General features: G+C 69.5%; 16 protein-coding genes. 4 read left to right on the top strand and 12 right to left on the bottom strand.

The window, feature by feature from the left end; genetic code table 11:
* The 4 genes from rnc to D7Y15_RS34570 form a co-directional block, all read right to left on the bottom strand.
* On the bottom strand, positions 1 to 762 hold a 762-nt coding region (gene rnc / locus D7Y15_RS34585; protein ID WP_233605201.1), incomplete at its 3' end, for a ribonuclease III.
* 14 nt (positions 763 to 776) lie between these two features.
* Positions 777 to 1640 (bottom strand): hypothetical protein, encoded by an 864-nt coding sequence (locus D7Y15_RS34580; protein ID WP_169821508.1) that lies wholly within the window; start codon positions 1638 to 1640, stop codon positions 777 to 779.
* Positions 1640 to 2785 carry an acyl-CoA dehydrogenase family protein gene (locus D7Y15_RS34575; protein WP_120579422.1) on the bottom strand — a complete coding sequence of 382 codons (1146 nt, stop codon included), beginning with the start codon at positions 2783 to 2785 and terminating at the stop codon, positions 1640 to 1642. The genes D7Y15_RS34580 and D7Y15_RS34575 overlap by 1 nt, the downstream gene beginning before the upstream one ends.
* A 43-nt stretch (positions 2786 to 2828) precedes the next feature.
* On the bottom strand, positions 2829 to 4358 hold the full coding sequence (locus tag D7Y15_RS34570) for an acyl-CoA carboxylase subunit beta (protein WP_120579421.1): 1530 nt from the start codon (positions 4356 to 4358) through the stop codon (positions 2829 to 2831).
* Positions 4359 to 4574: 216 nt separating this feature from the next.
* Between D7Y15_RS34570 and D7Y15_RS34565 the strand changes: the two genes are divergently transcribed.
* Complete coding sequence (locus tag D7Y15_RS34565; RefSeq protein WP_120597835.1) at positions 4575 to 4955, top strand: YtxH domain-containing protein; 381 nt, start codon at positions 4575 to 4577, stop codon at positions 4953 to 4955.
* A gap of 80 nt (positions 4956 to 5035) precedes the next feature.
* Here D7Y15_RS34565 and D7Y15_RS34560 read toward each other — a convergent pair whose 3' ends face one another.
* Positions 5036 to 5812: an enoyl-CoA hydratase-related protein gene (locus D7Y15_RS34560; protein ID WP_120579419.1), complete on the bottom strand. Its 777-nt coding sequence runs from the start codon at positions 5810 to 5812 to the stop codon at positions 5036 to 5038.
* A gap of 105 nt (positions 5813 to 5917) precedes the next feature.
* Here D7Y15_RS34560 and D7Y15_RS34555 point away from each other — a divergent pair, with 105 nt between their 5' ends.
* Complete coding sequence (locus D7Y15_RS34555) at positions 5918 to 7912, top strand: TIM44-like domain-containing protein (protein WP_121755247.1); 1995 nt, start codon at positions 5918 to 5920, stop codon at positions 7910 to 7912.
* Positions 7913 to 7936: 24 nt separating this feature from the next.
* Here the strand turns inward: D7Y15_RS34555 and D7Y15_RS34550 are convergent, their stop codons facing one another.
* The 5 genes from D7Y15_RS34550 to D7Y15_RS34530 form a co-directional block, all read right to left on the bottom strand.
* Positions 7937 to 8911: a hydroxymethylglutaryl-CoA lyase gene (locus D7Y15_RS34550; RefSeq protein ID WP_120579417.1), complete on the bottom strand. Its 975-nt coding sequence runs from the start codon at positions 8909 to 8911 to the stop codon at positions 7937 to 7939.
* Positions 8912 to 8931: 20 nt separating this feature from the next.
* The gene (locus D7Y15_RS34545) at positions 8932 to 9651 is read right to left on the bottom strand and encodes a methyltransferase domain-containing protein (RefSeq protein ID WP_121755246.1); all 720 of its coding nucleotides are present in this window, start codon (positions 9649 to 9651) and stop codon (positions 8932 to 8934) included.
* A 13-nt stretch (positions 9652 to 9664) separates the two neighbouring features.
* Positions 9665 to 10864, bottom strand: a complete 1200-nt coding sequence (locus D7Y15_RS34540) for an aminotransferase class I/II-fold pyridoxal phosphate-dependent enzyme (protein WP_121755245.1) — start codon at positions 10862 to 10864, stop codon at positions 9665 to 9667.
* Positions 10865 to 10926: 62 nt separating this feature from the next.
* Positions 10927 to 11907 carry a phosphatase PAP2 family protein gene (locus D7Y15_RS34535; protein WP_169821505.1) on the bottom strand — a complete coding sequence of 327 codons (981 nt, stop codon included), beginning with the start codon at positions 11905 to 11907 and terminating at the stop codon, positions 10927 to 10929.
* Positions 11904 to 14372, bottom strand: a complete 2469-nt coding sequence (locus D7Y15_RS34530) for an RND family transporter (protein ID WP_121755244.1) — start codon at positions 14370 to 14372, stop codon at positions 11904 to 11906. The genes D7Y15_RS34535 and D7Y15_RS34530 overlap by 4 nt, the downstream gene beginning before the upstream one ends.
* 431 nt (positions 14373 to 14803) lie before the next feature.
* Here D7Y15_RS34530 and D7Y15_RS34525 point away from each other — a divergent pair, with 431 nt between their 5' ends.
* Positions 14804 to 16360: an aminotransferase class I/II-fold pyridoxal phosphate-dependent enzyme gene (locus tag D7Y15_RS34525; RefSeq protein WP_120579413.1), complete on the top strand. Its 1557-nt coding sequence runs from the start codon at positions 14804 to 14806 to the stop codon at positions 16358 to 16360.
* A 9-nt stretch (positions 16361 to 16369) separates the two neighbouring features.
* Entirely contained in the window at positions 16370 to 17551 is a 1182-nt protein-coding gene (locus D7Y15_RS34520; protein WP_121755243.1) for an N-acetyltransferase, read from the top strand.
* Between the two features lie 84 nt (positions 17552 to 17635).
* On the opposite strand, the gene D7Y15_RS34515 is transcribed toward D7Y15_RS34520, so the two are convergent.
* Both D7Y15_RS34515 and D7Y15_RS34510 read right to left on the bottom strand, forming a co-directional pair.
* Entirely contained in the window at positions 17636 to 18271 is a 636-nt protein-coding gene (locus D7Y15_RS34515; RefSeq protein WP_120579411.1) for a phospholipid-binding protein MlaC, read from the bottom strand.
* Between the two features lie 66 nt (positions 18272 to 18337).
* A partial coding sequence (locus tag D7Y15_RS34510; RefSeq protein ID WP_121755242.1) for a TolC family protein occupies positions 18338 to 19919 on the bottom strand: 1582 nt, incomplete at its 5' end.

Raw genomic sequence — 19919 nt, 5'->3', positions numbered from 1 at the left:
GTCGTCCGGTGAAGGACCTCCCGGGATGGGCGCCACGACAGCCGGGGATGCCAGGGAAGCCGACTCCTCCTTCAGGCGCTCCAGCGTGGTGCGCGCGGCTGCCTGCTCGGCCTCCTTCTTGTTCCGGCCGCTGGCTCGGGCGTACACGGCCTCCCCAATGCACACCTCCACCTCGAACACCTTGGAGTGCTCCGGGCCCGTTTCCGCCACCACGCGGTAGCGCGGCGACAGCTTGAGCTTCTCGTGGGCCAGCTCCTGGAGGAGCGTCTTGTAGTCCAGGCGGCCCGCGCCGGAGGCCACCTCCTCCACCAGCTCCCCGAAGATGCGGTCCACCAGGGACAGCGCCGGCTCCAGGCCGCCGCTCAGGTACACCGCGCCCAGCACCGCCTCCATCGCGTCCGCGAGCAGCGAGTTCTTGTCGCGGCCTCCGGACTGGGACTCGCCTCGGCCCAGCAGGAGCAGCTCGCCCAGGCGCAGGCTCCGGGCCACGCGGGCCAGGCCCTCCTCGTGGACGATGCGGGCGCGCATCTTGGTGAGCTCGCCTTCGGGGACGCCGGGGCAGCGGTCCATCAGCCGGTGGCTCACGGCCAGGTCCACCACGGCGTCGCCCAGGAACTCCAGGCGCTGGTTGTCCTTGAGGTTCTGGTCCCGGTTCTCGTTGACGTACGTCTTGTGCGTCAGCGCTTCCAGGGCCAGGTCGCGCTTGGAGAACTGCACGCCCAGGCGCGTCTCCAGGGTCTGCACCCGCTCCACCAGGGTCATCTTCTCCACGCGGCTCACTCCTGGGGGGCGTCCGGGCCCACGAGTCGCACGGCCTCGGGAGCGACCTTCAACAGCTCGGCCACCAGCTGCACGACGCCGGGGAACTCATCCAGTTCGAAGCGGCCCGCCCACACCTTGCCCTGGGTGCCCGCCAGGAGGCCCCGGAAGGTGCGCCCGGCGATGCGCGCGGCCGCGAAGCGGTAGGCCTTGCCCTCCACCTGCAGCTGCGCCAGCAACTCCAGGCTGCTGCGCGGCGGCACCAGCGACTGCGGGCCGAACTTCTCTACAATCTCCACGAAGCGCACCGGCTCCGCGCCCGACGCCGCCTGCGGAGCGCGCGCCACGGGCTCGCCGAGCAGCGCGGACAGGTAGCCCGTCAGCGCGGCCTTCTCGCGGAACTCGGACAGCTCGATGACGTGCCCGGCGGCGGTGACCAGCTCCTCGAGCCCGCGGATGGCCTGCGCGATGCGGAAGTTGCCCTGCCGGTCCGCCACCAGCTTCACCGCGAGCTGGCCCTCCCGCACGTCCGTGGACAGCACCAGCGACTGCGGATCCACGTCCGCCGGCAGGCCCAACAGCTGCAGCTCCTCCGAGCGGCGCTGCAGGTGGAAGACGTGGTCGCTGAAGGTGTCCAGCAGGAGCGCCTGCATCTCCTCCGCCGCGTCGATGGCGGACAGGAGGATGGGCGTCATGCCCACCACGGCTGGCGGCGCGATGGGGATGAGCCGGTCCCCCATCACCTGGAAGGTGATCTCGGTGATGAAGTCCTTGGTGATGGGATTCACCAGGGACGCGGCTTCCAGGTCCAGCACCACTTCGACGCCGGACGGCTCCTCACGAACCTGGAGCCCCAGCTCTCGCAGCCGAGCGGTATCCATCAGGCGCCTTTGAAGGTCTCGCGGGCGATGATGGTCCGCTGGATCTCGCTCGTGCCCTCGCCAATCTCACAGAGCTTGGCGTCGCGCAGGTAGCGCTCCACGGGGAACTCGCGCGTGTAGCCGTAGCCGCCGTGGATCTGCACGGCCTTGTTGCACCCGCGCATGGCCGCCTCGGAAGCGAACAGCTTCGCCATGGAGGCCTCCTCCGAGTACGGCTGACCCGCGTCCGCGAGCCGCGCCGCGCGGTGCACCAGCAGCCGCGCCGCCTCCAGCTCCGTCTTCATGTCCGCCATCATCCAGCGCAGTCCCTGGAACTCGCCAATGGGCTGGCCGAACGCGGTGCGGTCCTTGGAGTACGCCACCGACTCCTCCAGCGCCCCGCGCAGGAGGCCCACCGACAGCGCGCCGATGGTGATGCGGCCCTTGTCGAGGATCTTGAGCGTGTCGATGAAGCCGCGGTCGACCTCGCCCACGATGGCGTCGTCACCGACCTCCACGTTCTCCATGATGAGCTCGGCCGTGTCCGACGAGCGCATGCCCAGCTTCCCGTGGATGGAGCGCTGGCTGAAGCCGGGGATGCCCTTCTCCAGCACGAAGGCGGTGATGCCCTTCTGGCGCTTCTCCGGCGACGTGAGCGCCAGCACCACGAACACGTCACCCACCGTGCCCTGGGTGATGAACATCTTCGCGCCGTTGAGCACCCACTTGTTGCCCTTGCGCACGGCGGTGGTGCGCATGCCGGACGCGTCCGAACCGGATCCCGGCTCGGTGAGGCCCCACGCGCCCAGCCACTCACCGGAGGCGAGCTTGGGCAGGTAGCGCTGGTGCTGCGCCTTGTTGCCGAACACGCGCACGTGGCTGGTGCCCAGGCCGTTGTGGCTGGCCACCGTGAGCGCGAGCGAGCCGTCGTAGCGGGCGATCTCCTCCACGGCCACCGCCACGGCGAGCGAGTCCATGGCCGCTCCGCCGTACTCGTCGGAGACGAGCATGCCCAGCACGCCCAGCTGCCCCAGCTCCTTCACCACCTCCATGGGGAACTTCTCGTCCTTGTCCCACTCGCGCGCATACGGCTTCACGCGGCGTTCGCAGAATTCACGGAGGGAGGCCTGCAGGGCGCGGTGGCTTTCAGGAAGTTCGAAGTCCATGGTCGGGTGCGGAATCTAGAGCGTGAATGCGGGTGGGGGAACTTCAGACGGGGTGGACGCCGTGCTTCTTCTCCGCACGGGGCTGGAACCGGTCCGCATAAAGCGAATAACGCTGCATCAATTCCCCGCGCAGGGAGTCGCCGGGGACCACGGCGTCGATGATGAGCTCGCTGGCCAGCTTGAAGATGTCCACGTCCTGCTTGTACTCGTCGCGGAGCTTCTGGACGAAGGCTGGCCGCTCGGCCTCCGGCAGTTCCTGGATCTTGTTGAAATAGACGGCGTTCACCGCCGCCTCCGGGCCCATCACGGCGATCATCGCCTGGGGCAGCGCCAGCGTGGCCTCCGGGGCGAACCCGGGGCCGCTCATGGCGTAGAGGCCGGCGCCGTACGCCTTGCGCACCACCACGCAGATGCGCGGCACACTGGCCTCCGACACCGCGGAGATCATCTTCGCGCCCGCGCGGATGATGCCCGCGCGCTCCACCTTGGTGCCGATCATGAAGCCCGGCACGTCCGCCAGGTACAGCAGCGGGATGTTGAACGCGTCACACAGCCAGATGAACCGGGCCGCCTTGTCCGCGCTGTCCACGAACAGCACGCCGCCCTTGTACTTGGGCTGGTTCGCGACGATGCCCACCGGACGGCCGCCAATGCGCGCCAGGCCGGTGATGAGTTCCTGCGCGAAGAGCTTCTTCACGTCGAACCAGCTGCCCTCGTCGATGAGTTCCGCGATGAGGGCGTGCATGTCGAACGGCTTGTTCTGATCCGGCGGGATGATCTCATCCACGCGCTTGCCGCTGTGCTTGGGCGCCTTCAGTTCGACCGTCGGCGGGGCCTTGGAGAAGTTCTCCGGGAAGAAGGCCAGGTACTGCTTCGCGGCGGCGATGGCGTCCTGTTCGGTCTTCACCAGCACGTCGCCCACGCCGGACACGGAGCAGTGCATCTTCGCGCCGCCCATCTCCTCCAGGGTGACCTTCTCGCCGATGACCATCTCCGCCATGCGGGGGCTGCCCAGGTACATGGAGGCGTTGCCCTCCACCATGATGACCAGGTCGCAGAACGCGGGGATGTACGCGCCGCCCGCGGCGGAAGGGCCGAAGAGCAGACAGATTTGAGGGACGAAGCCCGACAGGTGGACCTCGTTGTAGAAGATGCGGCCCGCGCCACGTCGGCCGGGGAACATCTCCACCTGGTCCGTGATGCGCGCGCCCGCGCTGTCCACCAGATAGAGCAGCGGGCAGCGCAGCGCCTTCGCCGTCTCCTGGATGCGGAGGATCTTCTCCACCGTGCGCGCGCCCCAGCTGCCCGCCTTCACCGTGGAGTCGTTGGCCATGATGGCCACCGCGCGCCCGTCGATGCGCCCGACGCCGGTGATGACGCCGTCGGAGGGCAGCTCCGGGTCCAGGTTGTTGGCGAGCTTGCCGTCCTCCACGAAGGAGTCCGCGTCCACGAGCAGCTGGATGCGCTCGCGCGCGAAGAGCTTGCCCGCCTCCGCGTTCTTCGCGTGGTACTTGGGCGCGCCGCCCTTCTCCACCTGGGAGACCTTCTCGAGCAGTTTCTGATCTGAGGACATGGCCGTCGTCCCATACCAAGAAACCCCTGGCCTGGCTGCCTTCTTGCCATGCCGGCCACCAGCCGTGCCGTCCAACGGACGACGCATGAGGCCACGGAGGAGCGCTTCGGGGGGTGTCGCTTGGGGCCTCCCTGCCTACCTTCATGCTGCACGGGGGGTGTGCACCCAGGCGGGCCACACTCGCCCCGTGAACCGCATCCGGCCCAGGAGGGACCCATGTTCAGAGCGAAGAAGGCGACGTGGCAGGCGAAGGCTTTTGCCAAGAGCAAGCTGTACCGCCAGTTCCTTGCGCACCAGCTGCTGGATCAGCTGCCCGACTACGCGGACAAGGCCGGCAAGGTGGCCCGGAAGTCCTGGGACAACTTCGACCCGGACGACGCGCTGCGCTATGTGGGATTGACGACGTACAAGCCGGCGCGCGCGGGCATGGGCGGCCTGGGGGCGTTCCTGCTGGGCGCCGCCGCGGGCAGCATCGTGGCCCTGCTGATGGCCCCGAGCCGCGGCACGGAGCTGCGCACCACCGTCAAGGACAAGGCGATGGGCTACATCAACAAGCAGGGCGTGAACATCGGCGGCGAGAAGACCGCCAGCGCCTGAAGCTGAGTTGAGGGAAGCAACCAGGGGCAGCATGTCCGCGGGCAACCGCGGGCTTGCCGCCCCTGTCGCTTTCGGAGGACTCAGCGGCCTTTATAGACAGGAGGACGCTTCTCCGCGAAGGCGCGGAGCCCTTCCAGCCGGTCCTCCGTCTTGAGCACCTCCTCGTACTTCTTGAGCTCCAGCGCCAGCGCGTCGTCCAGCTCCAGGCCGGTGCCCTCGTCGATGGCGTGCTTGGCGGTGGCCACGGCCACGGGGGCGTTCTCCACCACGGCCTCCGCGAGCTGGAAGGCGACCTCCAGCAGGTGCCCTTCCGGGGCCAGCCGGTTCACCAGGCCGATGGTGAAGGCCTCCGCCGCGTTCACGCGCCGGGCGGTGAGGATGAGGTCCTTGGCGCGCCCGGGGCCGATGAGCCGGGACAGCCGCTGGGTGCCACCGCCGCCGGGGATGATGCCCAGCTTCACTTCCGTGAGGCCCATCTCCGTGGCGGGCGAGGCGACGCGCAGGTCGCACGCCAGGGCCAGCTCCGTGCCGCCGCCGAAGGCCGCGCCGTTGATGGCGGCGATGAAGACGCAGTCGCTCTTTTCAATCGAGCGCAGGGTGACGCGCAGGCCGTTGAGGAAGGCGCGCACCTCGTCTTCCGACATGGTGGTGCGTTCCTTGAGGTCCGCGCCCGCGCAGAAGGCCTTGTCGCCCGCGCCGGTGAGGATGACGGCGCGCACGGCGCGGCCGGAGGACACGCGGGACACGAGCGCGTCCAGCTCCTGGTGCATCGCGCGGCTGATGGCGTTGCGGCGGCTCTCCCCGTCGATGGTCCAGATCTCGATGGCCCCTCGGGCCTCGACCTTGAACTCCGGCATCTTCGCTCCCCGTGACGGGCCGCGCTGGGCGACCCGCGTGAATGGCGCGCAGCCTGAAACCTGTTCCCCAGTCTGGCAAGCCGTAAACGGATAGGATCCTGCCCCATGTCTTCGCGCTCAACGACGAAACATCCGTGGCGGTGGCTGCCCGGCCTGGTCACCGTGTCCGCCCTGCTCGTGCTCGCCCTGCCGCTCGTGGCCCTGGCACGCGGCGGTGGAGGCGAGCACTACACGTCCGGCCGCGACCGCAACAACGGCGGCGGCGGGGGCGACGGCCTGCCCTTCTGGCTGATCTTCGACCTGATCCGGCTCATCTTCCTCTACCCGAAGGTGACCGTCCCGCTGCTGATCATCGGCGGCGGCGCGTACTGGCTCTACAAGCGCAACCTGCACCCGGACGCCACCACCCGGCGCGCGTTGGATCAGCGTGAAGCGGAGGTGCGCACGGAGGTGTCCGGCCGCGACGTGCAGGGTTGGGTGAACGCGCTGAAGCTCAAGGACCCGTCCTTCCAATTGGAGCCCACGCTGGAGAAGGTGCGCTGGCTCTTCATCGAGCTGCAGAAGTCGTGGTTCCGCCGGGACATGACGCCGGTGCGCCCCTTCCTGTCGGACGCGACGTGGCAGCGCTTCAACGTGCAGCTCGGGCTGATGCAGGCGCAGGGCGTGCGCGACGCGCTCGCGGACATGAAGGTGCTGGACGTGCAGCTCATCGGCCTGCACCAGACCCCGTGGTACGACAGCATCCACGTGCGCGTGCGCGCCAGCATCCGCGACACGGACGTGCCCGCGAACCAGACGGACGCGCAGGCCATGGCCGCCGCCAGCAAGGTGGCGCCGGAGACGTTCACGGAGGTGTGGACCTTCGTGCGCAAGCCCGGTGCGCAGACGCGCATCGGTGAGGACCTGTTCCAGGGCAAGTGCCCCAACTGCGGCGCGCCCTACAAGGGCGGCGCGTCCAACACCTGCGAGTTCTGCAACGCGGTGGTGAACTCCGGTAACTACGACTGGACGCTCTCTGAAATCACGCAGGGCGTGGAGCACGTGCGCCACCACAAGCAGGTGGACGGCCTGATGCAGGCGCGCGCGGACGACCCGGCGCTCAACCTGGAGATGCTGGAGGACCGCGCGTCGCTGCTGTTCTGGAAGTGGATCGACGCGCAGAGCCGCAACGAGACGCAGCGCCTGACCAAGGTCGCCAACGCGGACGCCCTCACGAAGCTCAACGCGGAGCTGGGCCAGCTGGCGAAGCAGGGCCGGCGGCGCGTCTTCCTGGAGTGCGCGGTGGGCGCGGTGGACGTGCGCGCGCTGGAGGTGCACCCGGAGTCCTTCGACGAGGCGCAGGTCGAAATCCGGTGGAGCGCTCGCATGGGCATTGGCCCCGCGAACGAGAAGCCGCCCAGCCTGCCCACGGTGCCGCAGCGCTGGGTCTTCACGCTGCTGCGCCGCCACGGCGCGAAGACGAACACGGACACCGGTATGTCCACGGACCGCTGCCCGCAGTGCAACGCGCCCACCACCAACAGCGCGGCCAACACCTGCGAGTTCTGCGGCACGGTGCTGGGCAACGGCGAGCGTGACTGGGTGCTCGCGTCCGCCCTGCCCTTCGAGTCCTGGAACGTCCACCACGCGCAGCGCACGTCCCGGAACGCGGCCCGCTACCAGGAGGCCCGCCGGTCCGAGCGCGGCACCGTGGCGCCCCCGCCCGTGGACGTCGGCGGACATGGCAATGGCGACGGCGTTGGCGACGGCGACCGGGTGGTGACGGATGTGAAGGAGCGCGAGCGGCTGCTCTACATGATGGCCGCCATCGCCGCCGCGGACGGCGAGGTCTCGAACGCCGAGCGCCGCCTGCTCAAGCTGTGCGCGGAGCGCTGGAGCGTGTCGTGGGCCAACGTGGAGATGGCCCTCAACGCCGGGCCGCAGCTCTTCGAGCGCCTGGTGCCGCGCGGCAGCCCGGAAGCGGAAGTCTTCCTGCGCCACATCGTGGAGATGGCCCTGGTGGACGGCCGCATCGACCGCAAGGAGCGGAAGATGCTGCAGATCGCCGCCCAGCACCTGGGCCTGGAGGAGAAGCTTCCGGCGCTGATCGGGGACCACTAGCAACGTGGTCCCCGGTGGGGAGGCTCAGGTCTGCGCGCGGCGGGTGGCCTTCTTGTCCCGCTCGCCGAGCGCGGCCTGGAGGTACTTGCCCGCGAGCTTCCGGCCGATGAGCTCCTGGGCGATCTCCCCGGCCTCCACCAGCTTGTCCAGGTCGATGCCGGTGTCCACGCCCATGCCGTGCATCATGAAGACGGCGTCCTCGGAGGCCAGGTTGCCCGCGGCGCCCGGCGCGTAGGGACAGCCGCCCAGCCCGCCGATGCTCGCGTCGAACGTGGTGACGCCCGCGGACAGGCCCACCAGCGCGTTGGCCAGCGCGGTGCCTCGCGTGTCGTGCAGGTGCAGCGCCAGCGTGTCCACCGGCATGTGCTGGAGCAGCGCCGTGAGGATCTCCTCCGTCTGCCGGGGCGTGCCCACGCCAATCGTGTCGCCCAGGCTCAGCTGGTAGATGCCCGCGTCCACCAGCTGGCGGCAGATGTCCACCACGCGCTCCACCGGGACGTGTCCCTCGTAGGGGCAGCCCCACACGGTGGACAGGTAGCCGCGCACGCGCATGCCGGCCTTGCGGGCGGCGGCCGTCACTTCCTTCGCGCCGGCCAGCGCCTCCGCGATGGTCTTGTTGATGTTCTTCTTGGAGTGGGCCTCCGACGCGGAGATGAACACCGCGGCCTCCTCCAGGCCCGCCGCCTGCGCGCGCTCCAGGCCCTTCAGGTTGGGCACCAGCGCGGAGAAGACGACTCCGGGGCGGCGGCCCACCTGCTTGAGCAACTCCTCCGCGTCCGCCAGCTGGGGGATCCACTTGGGCGACACGAACGACGTCACCTCGATGCGCTTCTCCCCCGCGGCGACCAGGGCGTTGATGAGCCGCGCCTTGTCTCGGGTGGGCAGCGTGCGGAGCTCGTTCTGCAGGCCGTCGCGGGGGCCGACCTCGTACACGTCGACCCGGCGGGGCAGTTGCCCCAGCAGGCCGACCCGCGTTCGCGATGTCTCTTTCGGATCCACTGGACGTGTCCGGGGCTCCGTCACCGGCGCCCGGCTCCCACGATGAGGTCGGTCGACTCGGGTGTCATCGGCGCGGAGTCCAGGCCGCCGTGCACCCACTGCACCGAAAAGCCCGTGCTTTCCAACAGCCCCTTCAGTTCCGCAAGAGGATAGTAACGAAGCGTGTACGCCGCCCGCAGCACGCGACCGTCAGGCAAGGTGAGCTGACGCTGCCCGACATCCCTTCCACGCGTCGCGTCGAAGCGGCTCTCCTCCTCCAGGAGACTCCCATCCGGTAACCGCTCGCGGAACGATGCGCCCGGACTTCCGGCCAGCCGCTCATAGGGAACCGTCTGGAACACCAACCGCCCGCCGGGCCGCAGCGCCCGAGCCACCTCGCGCAGCACCTGGACATGCTCCGCGTCGCTGAAGGCGAAGAGTGTCGAATACCAGGCGTAGGCGCCCCCCAGGGTCGCGTCCTGGAAGGGCAGCGCCCGCAGGTCGCCTCGCACCACGGGGAAGCCGGGGCGGCGCAGGCGAAGGGACAGCGGATCCAGCTCCAGGCCCACCACCCTGCCCGCGAGCGAGCCCTCCGTGTTGAGCCGCGCCGCGTGCCGGCCGTGGCCGCAGCCCAGGTCCACCACCGGGCCCTCCACGTCCGCGAACGCCCGGGACAGGTAGTCGACTTCCCGGGCCGTCACCGCCTCGGAGAGGTACGGCAGCGTGCTGCGCAGGTACAGCTCTCCGAAGAAGTCGCTCACGGCCGTGCGCGCTTCAGCGCTTGAGGGCGGGCAGCTTCTCGCGCAGGCGGCGCACGGCTTCGTCCAGCACGCCCTCCGTCTTGCAGAAGGCGAAGCGCGCGAAGCGCTGTCCCAGGTGCCGGTGCTCCGGGCCGTAGAAGACGCTGGGCGGGATGCCCGCGACGCCTACCTCCGTCACCAGGTGCCGGCAGAAGGCCACGTCGTCCGCGAAGCCGTACCCGGCGATGTCCGCGAGGATGAAGTAGCTGCCCTCCGGCGAGAAGGCCTGGAGCCCCGCCTCGCGCAGGCCCGTGAGCAGTCGCTCGCGCTTGGACGTGTAGAGCGCCGTCAGCTCCTGGAAGTAGCTGTCCGGCAGTCGCAGCGCCACGGCCATGGCGGCCTGGAACGGCGACGCGGTGGCGAAGGTGACGAACTGGTGCGCGCGCTGCACCGCGTCCCGCAGCGGCGGCGGCGCGATGATCCAGCCGACCTTCCACCCCGTCAGGCTGAAGGACTTTCCCGCGCTGCTCACCGTCACCGTGCGGTCCGCGAGCACCGGCACCGTGGCCGCGCGGATGTGCTTCGCGGGGGCGAAGACGATGTGCTCGTAGACCTCATCCGCCAGCACCTTCACGTCGTGCTCGGCGCAGAGGTTGCCCAGGAACTCCAGCTCCTCGCGCGTGAAGACCTTGCCCGTGGGGTTGTGCGGCGAGTTGAGGATGAGCAGCCGCGTCTTCGGACCGAAGGCTGCGCGCACCTCGTCCCGGTCGAACCACCACGTGGTGTGCTCCGCGTCCGGCGGGCGCAGCGGCACGAAGCGCGGCGTGGCGCCCACGAAGGCGATGTTGGCGTCGTACGAGTCGTAGAACGGCTCGAAGGCCACCACTTCATCGCCCGGATCCACCAGGCCCAGGATGACGTCGAGGATGGCCTCCGTCGCGCCGCTGGTGACGGTGACCATCGTGTCCGGATCCACGGCGTGGTTGTAGAAGCGCTGCGCGTGCTCGGCGATGGCGTTGCGCAGGTCCTTGGCGCCCATGCCGGGGGCGTACTGGTTGACGCCGCCCTGGATGGCCTTCCACGCCGCTTCCTTCACCGCGTCCGGCCCGTCGAAGTCCGGGAACCCCTGCCCCAGGTTCACGGCCTGGTGCTTCAGGGCCAGCGCGCTGAACTCGGAGAAGACGGTGGTGCCGAAGCGGGAGACGCGTTGCGCGAGCACGGGCCGGGGGGACATGGGTCAGGCCTCTGGAGGCCAGCGCACGTCCACCCCGAACCCCGGGGCGACCGGCTGGCGGTTCAGGGCCGGACGATAGCGTCCGCGGGCACGGAACGCGCGCCTTGTTCCACCGCGCGCTGCCGGGCGGAGCGGGACAGGGCCAGCGCCAGCCCCGTCACCACCATCACCAGGGGCACCGCGCAGATGAGGTCGATGGCGTAGTGGAACCGCCCCGCCAGCGTCGCGAAGATGAGCCCCATGCCCGGGAAGAGCATCACCCAGAAGAAGCGGCGGGCGAACCGGAACGCGTAGAAGAGCACCACCAGCATCACCCCGGTGTGCCCGGACGGGAAGCAGTCCCGGGTGTACACCGGCGTGCGCATCATGGACTCCAACAGCGGCGTGAGGATCCACCCCTGCGTCGCCGGCCCGTCGAACGCGCCGATGAGGAAGTACCGGGGCCCCACCGCGGGCACCAGCGAGTACGCCGCGTAGTTGAAGCCCAGGAGCAGGCCCAGACCCAGCAGGTACTCGTCGAACGCGGGCGTGGACCCCCTGCCCCGGGCGTACAGGTAGACGCCCAGGAGCAGCGGCCACATGAAGTGCCCGTAGTAGCAGAGCATCAGCACGTCGTTGAGCCAGGGCGGAATCACGTGCGCCAGCGCCACCGCGGTCTGGAAGCCGAACAGCTTCTGATCCACCGCGATGAGCTGGGCGTCCTTCACCACCGGGTTCATCCAGTCCACGATGGGCCCCAGCCACCCGTGGGCCAGCGCCGACACCGGCAGGAGCCAGAAGTCCGCCACGATGGCGATGAGCGGCTGGCGCGGGAAGCGCGCTTCCAGCATGCGCATGGCCGGCAGGCCCAGCGCGAAGAAGAGGAAGAGGAGCGCGTTGCGGCCGGAGTGCGGAGCCCAGCGGGCCGGACCCACGCACACCAGGGCGGCCACCGAGCAGGCCACCATGAGGACGAGGTCCACCTGCCGGAAGCGCACGAGCGCTTCGTCCGAGGACGTCACGAGGGGCCGCACGCGGCCTTCGCTGAATGACCAGATGCTCACGCCGATTTGCGCTCCCCCGGCGACTCGGCCGGCAGCTCGCCGGCCCCCCCGAGATTGAGGCTCCGCACCACCGCGCCCGACTCCGGCGCCACCGCGGACCGCCGCCCCTTCCACCGCTCCAACAGCGCCAGCATGGCCGGGAAGAACACCGTCGTTCCCAGGAAGGTGCTCACGACCCCTAGTAGGGCAATCTGTCCGATGCTGCGCAAGCCCTGGTGGTTCGCCACGAGGAGCGCTCCGTAGCCCGCCGCGTTGGACAGGGTGGCCACCACCGCCGCGAAGCCGGTGTTGCGCACCACCCGGCCCAGCGACCCGGGGCCCTCTTCCTCGTACCGGTGGAACAGGTGCACCGAGTTGTCCACCGCGATGGCCAACAGGTTGGGCAGCACCACCGCGTTGATGAAGTTGAGCTGGACGTCGAACAGGTACATCCCGCCCGCCAGGCACGTCATGCCCAGGAACAGCGGGCCCGCCACCAGCAGCGCGCGCTTGAAGCTGCGCAGGCTGGCGAGGATGACCAGGAACACCACCACCGCCGCGGACCAGAGGATGAACGGCCCGTCCATGCGCACCAGGGAGAAGATGCGCGCGGCGATGCGGTTGCTGTCCAGCACCGCCAGGTCGATGCCCTTCGCCTTCGCCCCGGCCACCACCTCATCCAGCTGACCCGCCCAGCGGTGCAGGTCCTGCGTGTCGTAGTTCGACACGGACGGGAACAGCAGGAGGAACATCCCCTTGCCGTCCAGCGCCTCGAAGCGGCGGCGAGCCTCCACCGGCAGCTGGTCCAGGCCGTAGGGCTTCGCGTCCACCATCTCCCGCAGGTCCTTCACGCGCGGGTCCTCCTGGGCGGACTTCGGCAGCCCGTCCAAGAGCGTCCGGATACGGCCCATCTCCGCCTCGTGGCCCGCCACGTCGGAGGGCACCAGGTCGCTCAACGACGCGGTGCGCAGGAACACGGAGTTGGCGCCGTTCTTCGCCTTCACCTGGGCGATGACGGCCTCCACCTCGCGGACCTGCTCCAGCGTATCCACCGCGAGGATGGCCGGGTTGAGCGGCGCGCCAATCTGCTCCGTGATGTGGTCGTCCAGCCGCGACGCCGGCGAGTCCCCCTTCAGGTTGCGCAGGTTGGTCTCGAAGCCCAACCGGGGCGCGATGCCCACCGAGTACGCCGCGAAGCCCACCACCGACAGCGCCACCGCGACGATGACGCCCGTGGGCCAGCGCCGCCACTCCTTCGCGGGAGCCGGAGCCGACTCCACGACCGGCGCGGAGGCCTGGGCGTTGGCTGCCGTATCGCGGCGGAACGGGCGGATGCGCTCCGCGATGGCGAGCAGCGACGGGCCCAGCGCGTACGCGGACAGCACCGCCATCAGCACGCCCACGCCCGCGAGCAGGCCGAACTGCTGGAAGGCATGGAACTGCGCCAGCACCAGCACGAAGAACGCCGCCGCGTTGGTGAAGGCGGACGTCAGCGCCCCGCTGAAGGTGCCGCGCACCGCCGCCGTGAGCGCCTCCTTCACGCCGAGCCGCTCGCGCTCCTCCCAGTAACGCATGGTCAGGTGGACGCCGTACTCGATGCCCAGGCCGATGAGGATGGCGACCAGGAAGCCCGTCACGATGTTGAGGTGACCGATGGCGCCCTGCGCGAACGCGAACGTCAGCACCAGCCCCACCATCACCGGCACACCCACCACCGCCAACGCGGAGATGCGCCGGGTGGCCAGCAGGATGAGGCCTACGGCGATGAGCGCGGACAGCATGCCCGCGTTGGACAGGTCGCCGCGCATCACCGCGTCCTCTTCGATGCGGTTCTGGAAGTTGCCCGTCGCCTCCAGCGTCACGCCCGGGTACTTCTCCGCCGCGAGCGTGCGGCCCGTGTCGAACACCGTGGCCACGAAGTTGCGCGCGAACTCCAGGTCCCCCGCCGTCCCTGACGGCTTGATCATCAGGTAGACCTCGGTGCCCTCCTTGTTCGCCAGCGTCTCCGGCAGCGCCGTGTCCGGGGTGTGCTTCTTCGCGATCTCCTCGAAGGTGGGCGGCGCCTCCTCCGTGCCCAGGTCCACGAAGAGGGGGCTGGCGCGCTCCCGCTCGTAGCGGACGCGGGCCTCCAGGTCCTGACGCAGGGAGGCGACCTCCGCCGTGGGCAGGAGAAGCAGGCCGTGGCGGCGGAAGAAGGCCACGTCATAGTGGTGCTCGACGTAGCGGACCGTCGGCAGGGCCTCCAGGCGCCGCTGGAACTCCGTGGCGTAGGCCTTCAGGGCCTCCGGGGCCACCCCCTTGGCCATGATGACCAGGTAGCCGTCTCCGCCCGCCTTCTCTGACACGCGTGTCAGATCCCGGACCTCTGGGGCTCCCTCCGGGAGCAGCTCCACGAAGGAACCCCGGAACTCCAGACGAGAGGCGAAGAAGCCCGCGGCGACCGTCACCAGGGCGACAGCGAGCAGCACCTGCCAGGGGCGCGACATCGCTGCCTGGATGAAGCCCTCGAACCACCGCTGCCGTCGTGCTTGAGACACCGTCTGCTCCTCTGATGCTGGCCGGCATAGCAATAACCCAGCCATGATCCAGGCCCCCGGAACAGATGGCCCCTCTCAACCCATTCCCCGTGTGAACCCATGTGTGCCCTGGGTGCAGAAGCATCCACTGGCGAACGAAGGTCCGGGGGCGCGGCGTGCCACCAATGCGGCATGACTGTCAAGGCGCGCCCTGACACTGATGCCCCACACCCGGTGCAATGGGACCGTCCCCGCCTTGACAGTGCGGTTTTCCCTCTTTATTGACCCCCTCGCGTCGTACCCCCTGGGTGTTCACGCGGCCGGGCAATCCGATCCTGGAACGCGCCCTGCACATGGAAAGCGGCTCGGATCACACCCTCCGACGCGTAAGAAAGACCACCATGAGCGACGTGTTCGACAAGTGCCGTACCTGGAAGGACTACCGCATCGCCAAGGCCACGGGGCTGTATCCGTACTTCCGGGCCATCGAGGCGTCGCACGGTTCCACGGAGGTGGAGATCGAGGGGCGGCGGGTCATCATGGTGGGTTCGAACAACTACCTGGGCCTGGCGGCGGATCCGCGCGTGAAGGAAGCGGCCATCAAGGCGACGGAGAAGTTCGGCACCACGTGCTCCGGTTCGCGCCTGCTCAACGGCACGCTGGCGCTGCACGAGGAGCTGGAGGCGCGTCTGGCCAAGTTCCTCAACCGTGAGGCGGCCATCGTCATCTCCACCGGGTTCCAGACGAACCTGGCGCTGGCGTCCATCCTGGGCCGGCACGACATCGTGTTCAGCGACCGCGCGAACCACGCGTCGCTGGTGGACGGCGTGCGCCTGTCGTTCGCGACCGAGCGCAAGTTCCGCCACAACGACATGGATCACCTGGAGCAGCTGCTCGCCGCGGCGGAGCCGGGCGCCGGGAAGATCATCGTCACGGACGGCGTGTTCTCCATGGAGGGCGATGTCTGCAACCTGCCCCGCATCGTGGAGCTGTCCAAGCAGTACAACGCCCGCGTGATGACGGATGACGCCCACGCCATGGGCGTGCTGGGCGAGCTGGGCCGGGGCACGTCGGAGTACTTCGGCCTGGAGAAGGACGTGGACCTGGTGATGGGCACGTTCTCCAAGAGCTTCGCGTCGCTGGGCGGCGTGCTCGCGGGCCCCTTCGAGGTCATCAACTACATCCGCCACAAGGCGCGCTCGGTCATCTTCTCCGCGTCCATGACGCCCGCGTCCATCGCGGCGGCGCTCAAGTCCACGGAGATCATCGAGGCGGAGCCGCAGCGCCGCGAGCGCCTGCTGGACATCGCGGAGAAGATGCACAACGGCTTCCGCGCCATGGGCTTCGACACGGGCGTGTCGGTGACGCCGGTGGTGCCCGTGCACATTGGCGACCAGGTGAAGTGCTTCCGCTTCTGGCGCGCGCTGCACGAGGCGGGCGTGTTCGCGAACCCCGTGATTCCGCCGGCGGTGGAGGCGGGCCACGCGCTCATCCGCACCAGCTACATGGCCACGCACACGGACGCGCAGCTGGATCAGGTGCTGGACACCTTCGAGAAGATCGGCCGCAAGCTCAACGTCATCCCGGAGACGCGCCCCACGGTGTACGAGCCGGTGAAGATCGCCCGGCCGGGCAGCGCGGTGCGCAGCAACAAGGCGAGCGAGACGTGGGCGGCGGGCAGCGCGGGCCTGCTCGCGGACAAGGGCTTCTCCCTGGAGCAGCTGTCGCGGATGTCGTCGCGGGAGATGGCCGGGAAGTTCTTCGACGCGGTGGAGCAGCTCACCTGGCGCGCGGCGAACCTGCAGCCGGAGGACCTGCGGCGGCTGGGCGGCGCGCCCAAGAAGCTGTGGGAGAAGCGCAGCGAGCTGGGTGGCGTGCTCCTGGAGAAGGGCGCCCAGCTGTTCATGCGCAACGGCAGCGACAGTTCCGACGGCGGCAACCAGGCCGAAAGGAACTGAGCCCCACTCATGGCCCACCCCGCCCAGCACGAAGACGCCTCCGCCTCCCCTACTCCCATGACCACCGACGTGCAGGTGACCCCAGTGCGCGGCGCGGCGGACCGGACGGCGTTCATCCGGCTGCCGTACTCGCTCTACCGTGACGACCCGAACTGGGTGCCGCCGCTGGAGATGGAGCGCCGCGACTTCCTGGACCCGAAGAAGAACCCCTTCTTCGACTACGCGGAGGTGGAGCTGTTCCTCGCGCGCCGCGGGCAGGACGTGGTGGGCCGGGTGGCCGCCATCAAGAACCCGCGCCACATGGAGTTCCACGGCACGAAGGAGGGCTTCTTCGGCCTCTTCGAGTGCGTGAACGACGCGGGCGTGGCCCGGGGCCTCCTGGACGCGGCCAGCGCGTGGCTGAAGGCGCGCGGCATCGACTCCGTGCTGGGGCCGGCCAACTTCTCCTCCAACCAGGACTGGGGCCTGCTCGTGGAGGGCTACGAGAGCCCTCCCGCGCTGATGATGCCCTACAACCCGACGTACTACGCGGGGCTGCTGGAGACGTGCGGCTTCACCAAGGCGAAGGACCTGTTCGCCTTCGAGCTGTCCGCGTCCACGCCGCCGCCGGAGAAGGTGGCGCGCATCGCGGAGAAGATCCGCCAGCGCGAGGGCGTCACCGTGCGCGCGGTGAACCTGAAGGACTTCCCCGCCGAGGTCGCCCGCATCAAGCAGATCTACAACGCGGCCTGGGAGAAGAACTGGGGCTTCATCCCCTTCACGGACCGCGAGTTCGAGCACATGGCCAAGGAGATGAAGGCCATCGTGCGTCCGGAGCTGGTGCTGATCGCCGAGGTGAAGGGCGAGCCCGTCGCCTTCTCCATGACGCTGCCGGACGCCAACGAGGCGTTCAAGGCGGCCAACGGACGGCTCACGACGTTCGGCCTGCCCATTGGCCTGGTGAAGCTGGTGCTGGCGTCGCGCAAGCTCAAGCGGCTGCGCCTGCTCACGCTGGGCATCAAGGAGGGCTACCGGCGCCGCGGCCTGGACGCCATCCTCTACCTGGACACCCTGCGCAACGCGAAGGAGCTGGGGTACACGGGCGGCGAGATTTCGTGGACGCTGGAGGACAACCACCTGGTCAACCGCGCCATCGAGTCCATGGGCGGCCAGCGCTCCAAGACGTACCGCGTGTTCCAGCGGCCCGTCTGACGTCGCCCTGAAACACTTCCGCCCGGGCGCTTGAGGCACCCGGGCGGAAGGTCACTGCTTGAAGTCGTTTGGAAGCGCCCTGCCCTACTTCACCTGCGGCGCGGCGCCCGAACCCCCGGCGGCGGACTCCTTCACGGAGGCCGCGCTGGTGCCGGCGTTCTCCTTCTCCAGCTGGGCGCGCTTGGACTTGAGCGTCGTCAGCAGACCGTCAAAGCCCTTGGTGGAGAGGATCTTCTTGAACTGGCCGCTGTAGGTGTCCACCAGGGAGACCTCGTCGGTAATCACGTCGTAGATGCGCCAGTCGGCCTTGGGCGAGGCCTTGTAGAGGCGGTAGTTCACGGGCACCTGGTCCGTCTTCACGGTGAGCTCGGTGTCGACCGTGGCCTCGGTCCCCTGCACGCTCTCCTTGCCGTATTTCACGTCCGCCTTCGCCTGGCCGATGGCCTTCTGGGCGTACGAGGCGCGCAGCAGGCCCGTCATGGTTTCCGTGAAGTCCTTGCGCTGGGCGGCGGTGAGGCCCGCCCAGGCCTTCTCACCCAGGGCTCGCTTGGCGAGCTCCTCGAAGTCCACGAAGGACTCCACGACGGTCGCCAGGGACTGCACATTGGCGCCAGGGGCGTTGGCCGCCTTCTGCACGGCGGCGTTGCCGTTCTTCACCACGTTGAGCGGGCTCACGGGAGCGGCGGCGAGCAGCGTGGCGGCAAGCAGGGAAGCAATCATATCGATGAAGCTCCGGTTTGAAGTTCAGGTGTGACGACACCTGTGAGGACTGGCAGCCTGGAAGGGTTATTCATCCGTCGCGGGGACGGCACCGGTGACGCGGGCGAGTGACGCCAATCCGACGCGCACGTCGTGCCAGCTCTTGCCGCGCTCGGCGGAGGCCTGGGCCAGCGCGGTGAAGGCGTCCACCAGCTCACGCGTGTCTCCGGTCCCCAGGTCGAAGGCGGCGTAGGCGGCGGTGGCCCAGCGCTTCGCGTTCTTCTCCGCCTCCGTGAAGGACTTCGCGCGCGCGTAGGACGCGGCGAGCTGGCTCTGCACCTGGGTGACTTCCAGCTGGATGCCGGCCTTGAGCGTCAGCTCCTGCGCGTGCAGCTTGTCCAGCTCCGCGCGGGCCTGCGCCAGCTGCGCGTCCTTGATGGGGATGTCGAAGGTGCCCCGGATGACCAGGCCCAGGCCCGCGGTGCGGTCGTTGAACGGGTCATACGCGAACGGGCTGCGCTGGCGCGTGGCGCTGCTCGTCCAGCGCACGTCGTAGTAACCCGCGAGCCCCAGGTCCGGGTAGTAGCTGCGCTCGCGGATGATGACCTCCTGCTCGCGCGCGATGATGCCCGCGGCGATGGCCTTCAGCTCCGGGCGGCGCTCGTTGGCCTGCTTCAGCGAGGTCTCCAGGTCGGGCACGTTCACGTCGCCCTGGAGCGGCAGGTCCTCCTCCATCACCTCCACCTGCTCGTCCGGACCCGCGCTGGCGAGGAGCCGGATGGCGGTGAGCGCGAACTGCTCGCCCTGGACGGCGGTGGCGCGCTGAGACTCCACCAGATGGCGGAAGTACCCCAGCTTGTAGGTGTCCAGCTTCGTCACCTGATCCGAGTCCTCCTTGAGGAGCGCGTCGATCTTGTCGCCCGCGTCCTTGAGGCGCTTGGACACGTCCTCCAGCTGCTTCAGGCCGGCCCGGGCCAGCTGGTAGCCGTAGTACGCCTGCGCGGCCTGGAAGCCGGCCTCCGCGCGCACGCGCTCACGCAGCGCCGCGCCCACCTTGGGGCCCTGCTCGCCCGCCTTCTCCAGCGCGGAGAGCTTGCCGAACGTGTACAGCGGCAGCACCGCGTTGCCGGTGGAGAACACCGTCACGCCCACCTTGCCGAAGTTCCAGTCGCCTTCCAGCGACGCCTCCGTGGTGGGCGGGCCGCCCAGGCCGTTGTTGCGCGCCTCGGGGACGGGGCCGCCCGCGCCCAGGGTGATCTCGAACCGGGGGAACCAGGCCCAGCGGGCCTGATCATAGAGCGCCTGGAACTTGCGCAGCTCCGCGCTGGCCTCCGCCACGCGCGCGTCCTGCGTGCGCGCCCGCGCCACCAGCTGGGCCAGGGTGATGGGCCCCTTCAAGGGCTTCGTGGCCTGGGAGGTGCCCGGGGCCTGGGTCTGGGCCTCCTCCGGGGCGCCCCTGGGAGCGCCAGGAGTGAGGTCACCCCGAGCGCCGTCTCCCGAGCCGGGGGCGATGGGTGACGTGCCCAGGTCCTGCGCGCCCGGCGTGGCGGAGGCCGGCTTGGGCGTGCCGGCGGTGGCACCCTGGGCGGCGGCGTTGCCCGGCTCGGCGGCCGGACCGGGGTTCACGGCGGTGGGGCTCGGCAGCGGCGCGCGCGTGCCAGGCGTGGGG

Origin of the sequence: Corallococcus sp. AB030 (assembly GCF_003668965.1) — a bacterium.
GTDB lineage: Bacteria > Myxococcota > Myxococcia > Myxococcales > Myxococcaceae > Corallococcus > Corallococcus exiguus.
This window is presented reverse-complemented; position numbering and strand designations above follow the sequence as displayed.

Bases quoted from the DNA above. Each gene is read 5' to 3' on its own strand.
- D7Y15_RS34575 (WP_120579422.1), bottom strand. From the start codon at position 2,785: ATGGACTTCGAACTTCCTGAAAGCCACCGCGCCCTGCAGGCCTCCCTC.
- D7Y15_RS34560 (WP_120579419.1), bottom strand. From the start codon at position 5,812: ATGCCGGAGTTCAAGGTCGAGGCCCGAGGGGCCATCGAGATCTGGACC.
- D7Y15_RS34565 (WP_120597835.1), top strand. From the start codon at position 4,575: ATGTTCAGAGCGAAGAAGGCGACGTGGCAGGCGAAGGCTTTTGCCAAG.
- D7Y15_RS34555 (WP_121755247.1), top strand. From the start codon at position 5,918: ATGTCTTCGCGCTCAACGACGAAACATCCGTGGCGGTGGCTGCCCGGC.
- D7Y15_RS34580 (WP_169821508.1), bottom strand. From the start codon at position 1,640: ATGGATACCGCTCGGCTGCGAGAGCTGGGGCTCCAGGTTCGTGAGGAG.
- D7Y15_RS34530 (WP_121755244.1), bottom strand. From the start codon at position 14,372: ATGTCGCGCCCCTGGCAGGTGCTGCTCGCTGTCGCCCTGGTGACGGTC.
- D7Y15_RS34570 (WP_120579421.1), bottom strand. From the start codon at position 4,358: ATGTCCTCAGATCAGAAACTGCTCGAGAAGGTCTCCCAGGTGGAGAAG.
- D7Y15_RS34520 (WP_121755243.1), top strand. From the start codon at position 16,370: ATGGCCCACCCCGCCCAGCACGAAGACGCCTCCGCCTCCCCTACTCCC.
- D7Y15_RS34525 (WP_120579413.1), top strand. From the start codon at position 14,804: ATGAGCGACGTGTTCGACAAGTGCCGTACCTGGAAGGACTACCGCATC.
- D7Y15_RS34540 (WP_121755245.1), bottom strand. From the start codon at position 10,864: ATGTCCCCCCGGCCCGTGCTCGCGCAACGCGTCTCCCGCTTCGGCACC.
- D7Y15_RS34515 (WP_120579411.1), bottom strand. From the start codon at position 18,271: ATGATTGCTTCCCTGCTTGCCGCCACGCTGCTCGCCGCCGCTCCCGTG.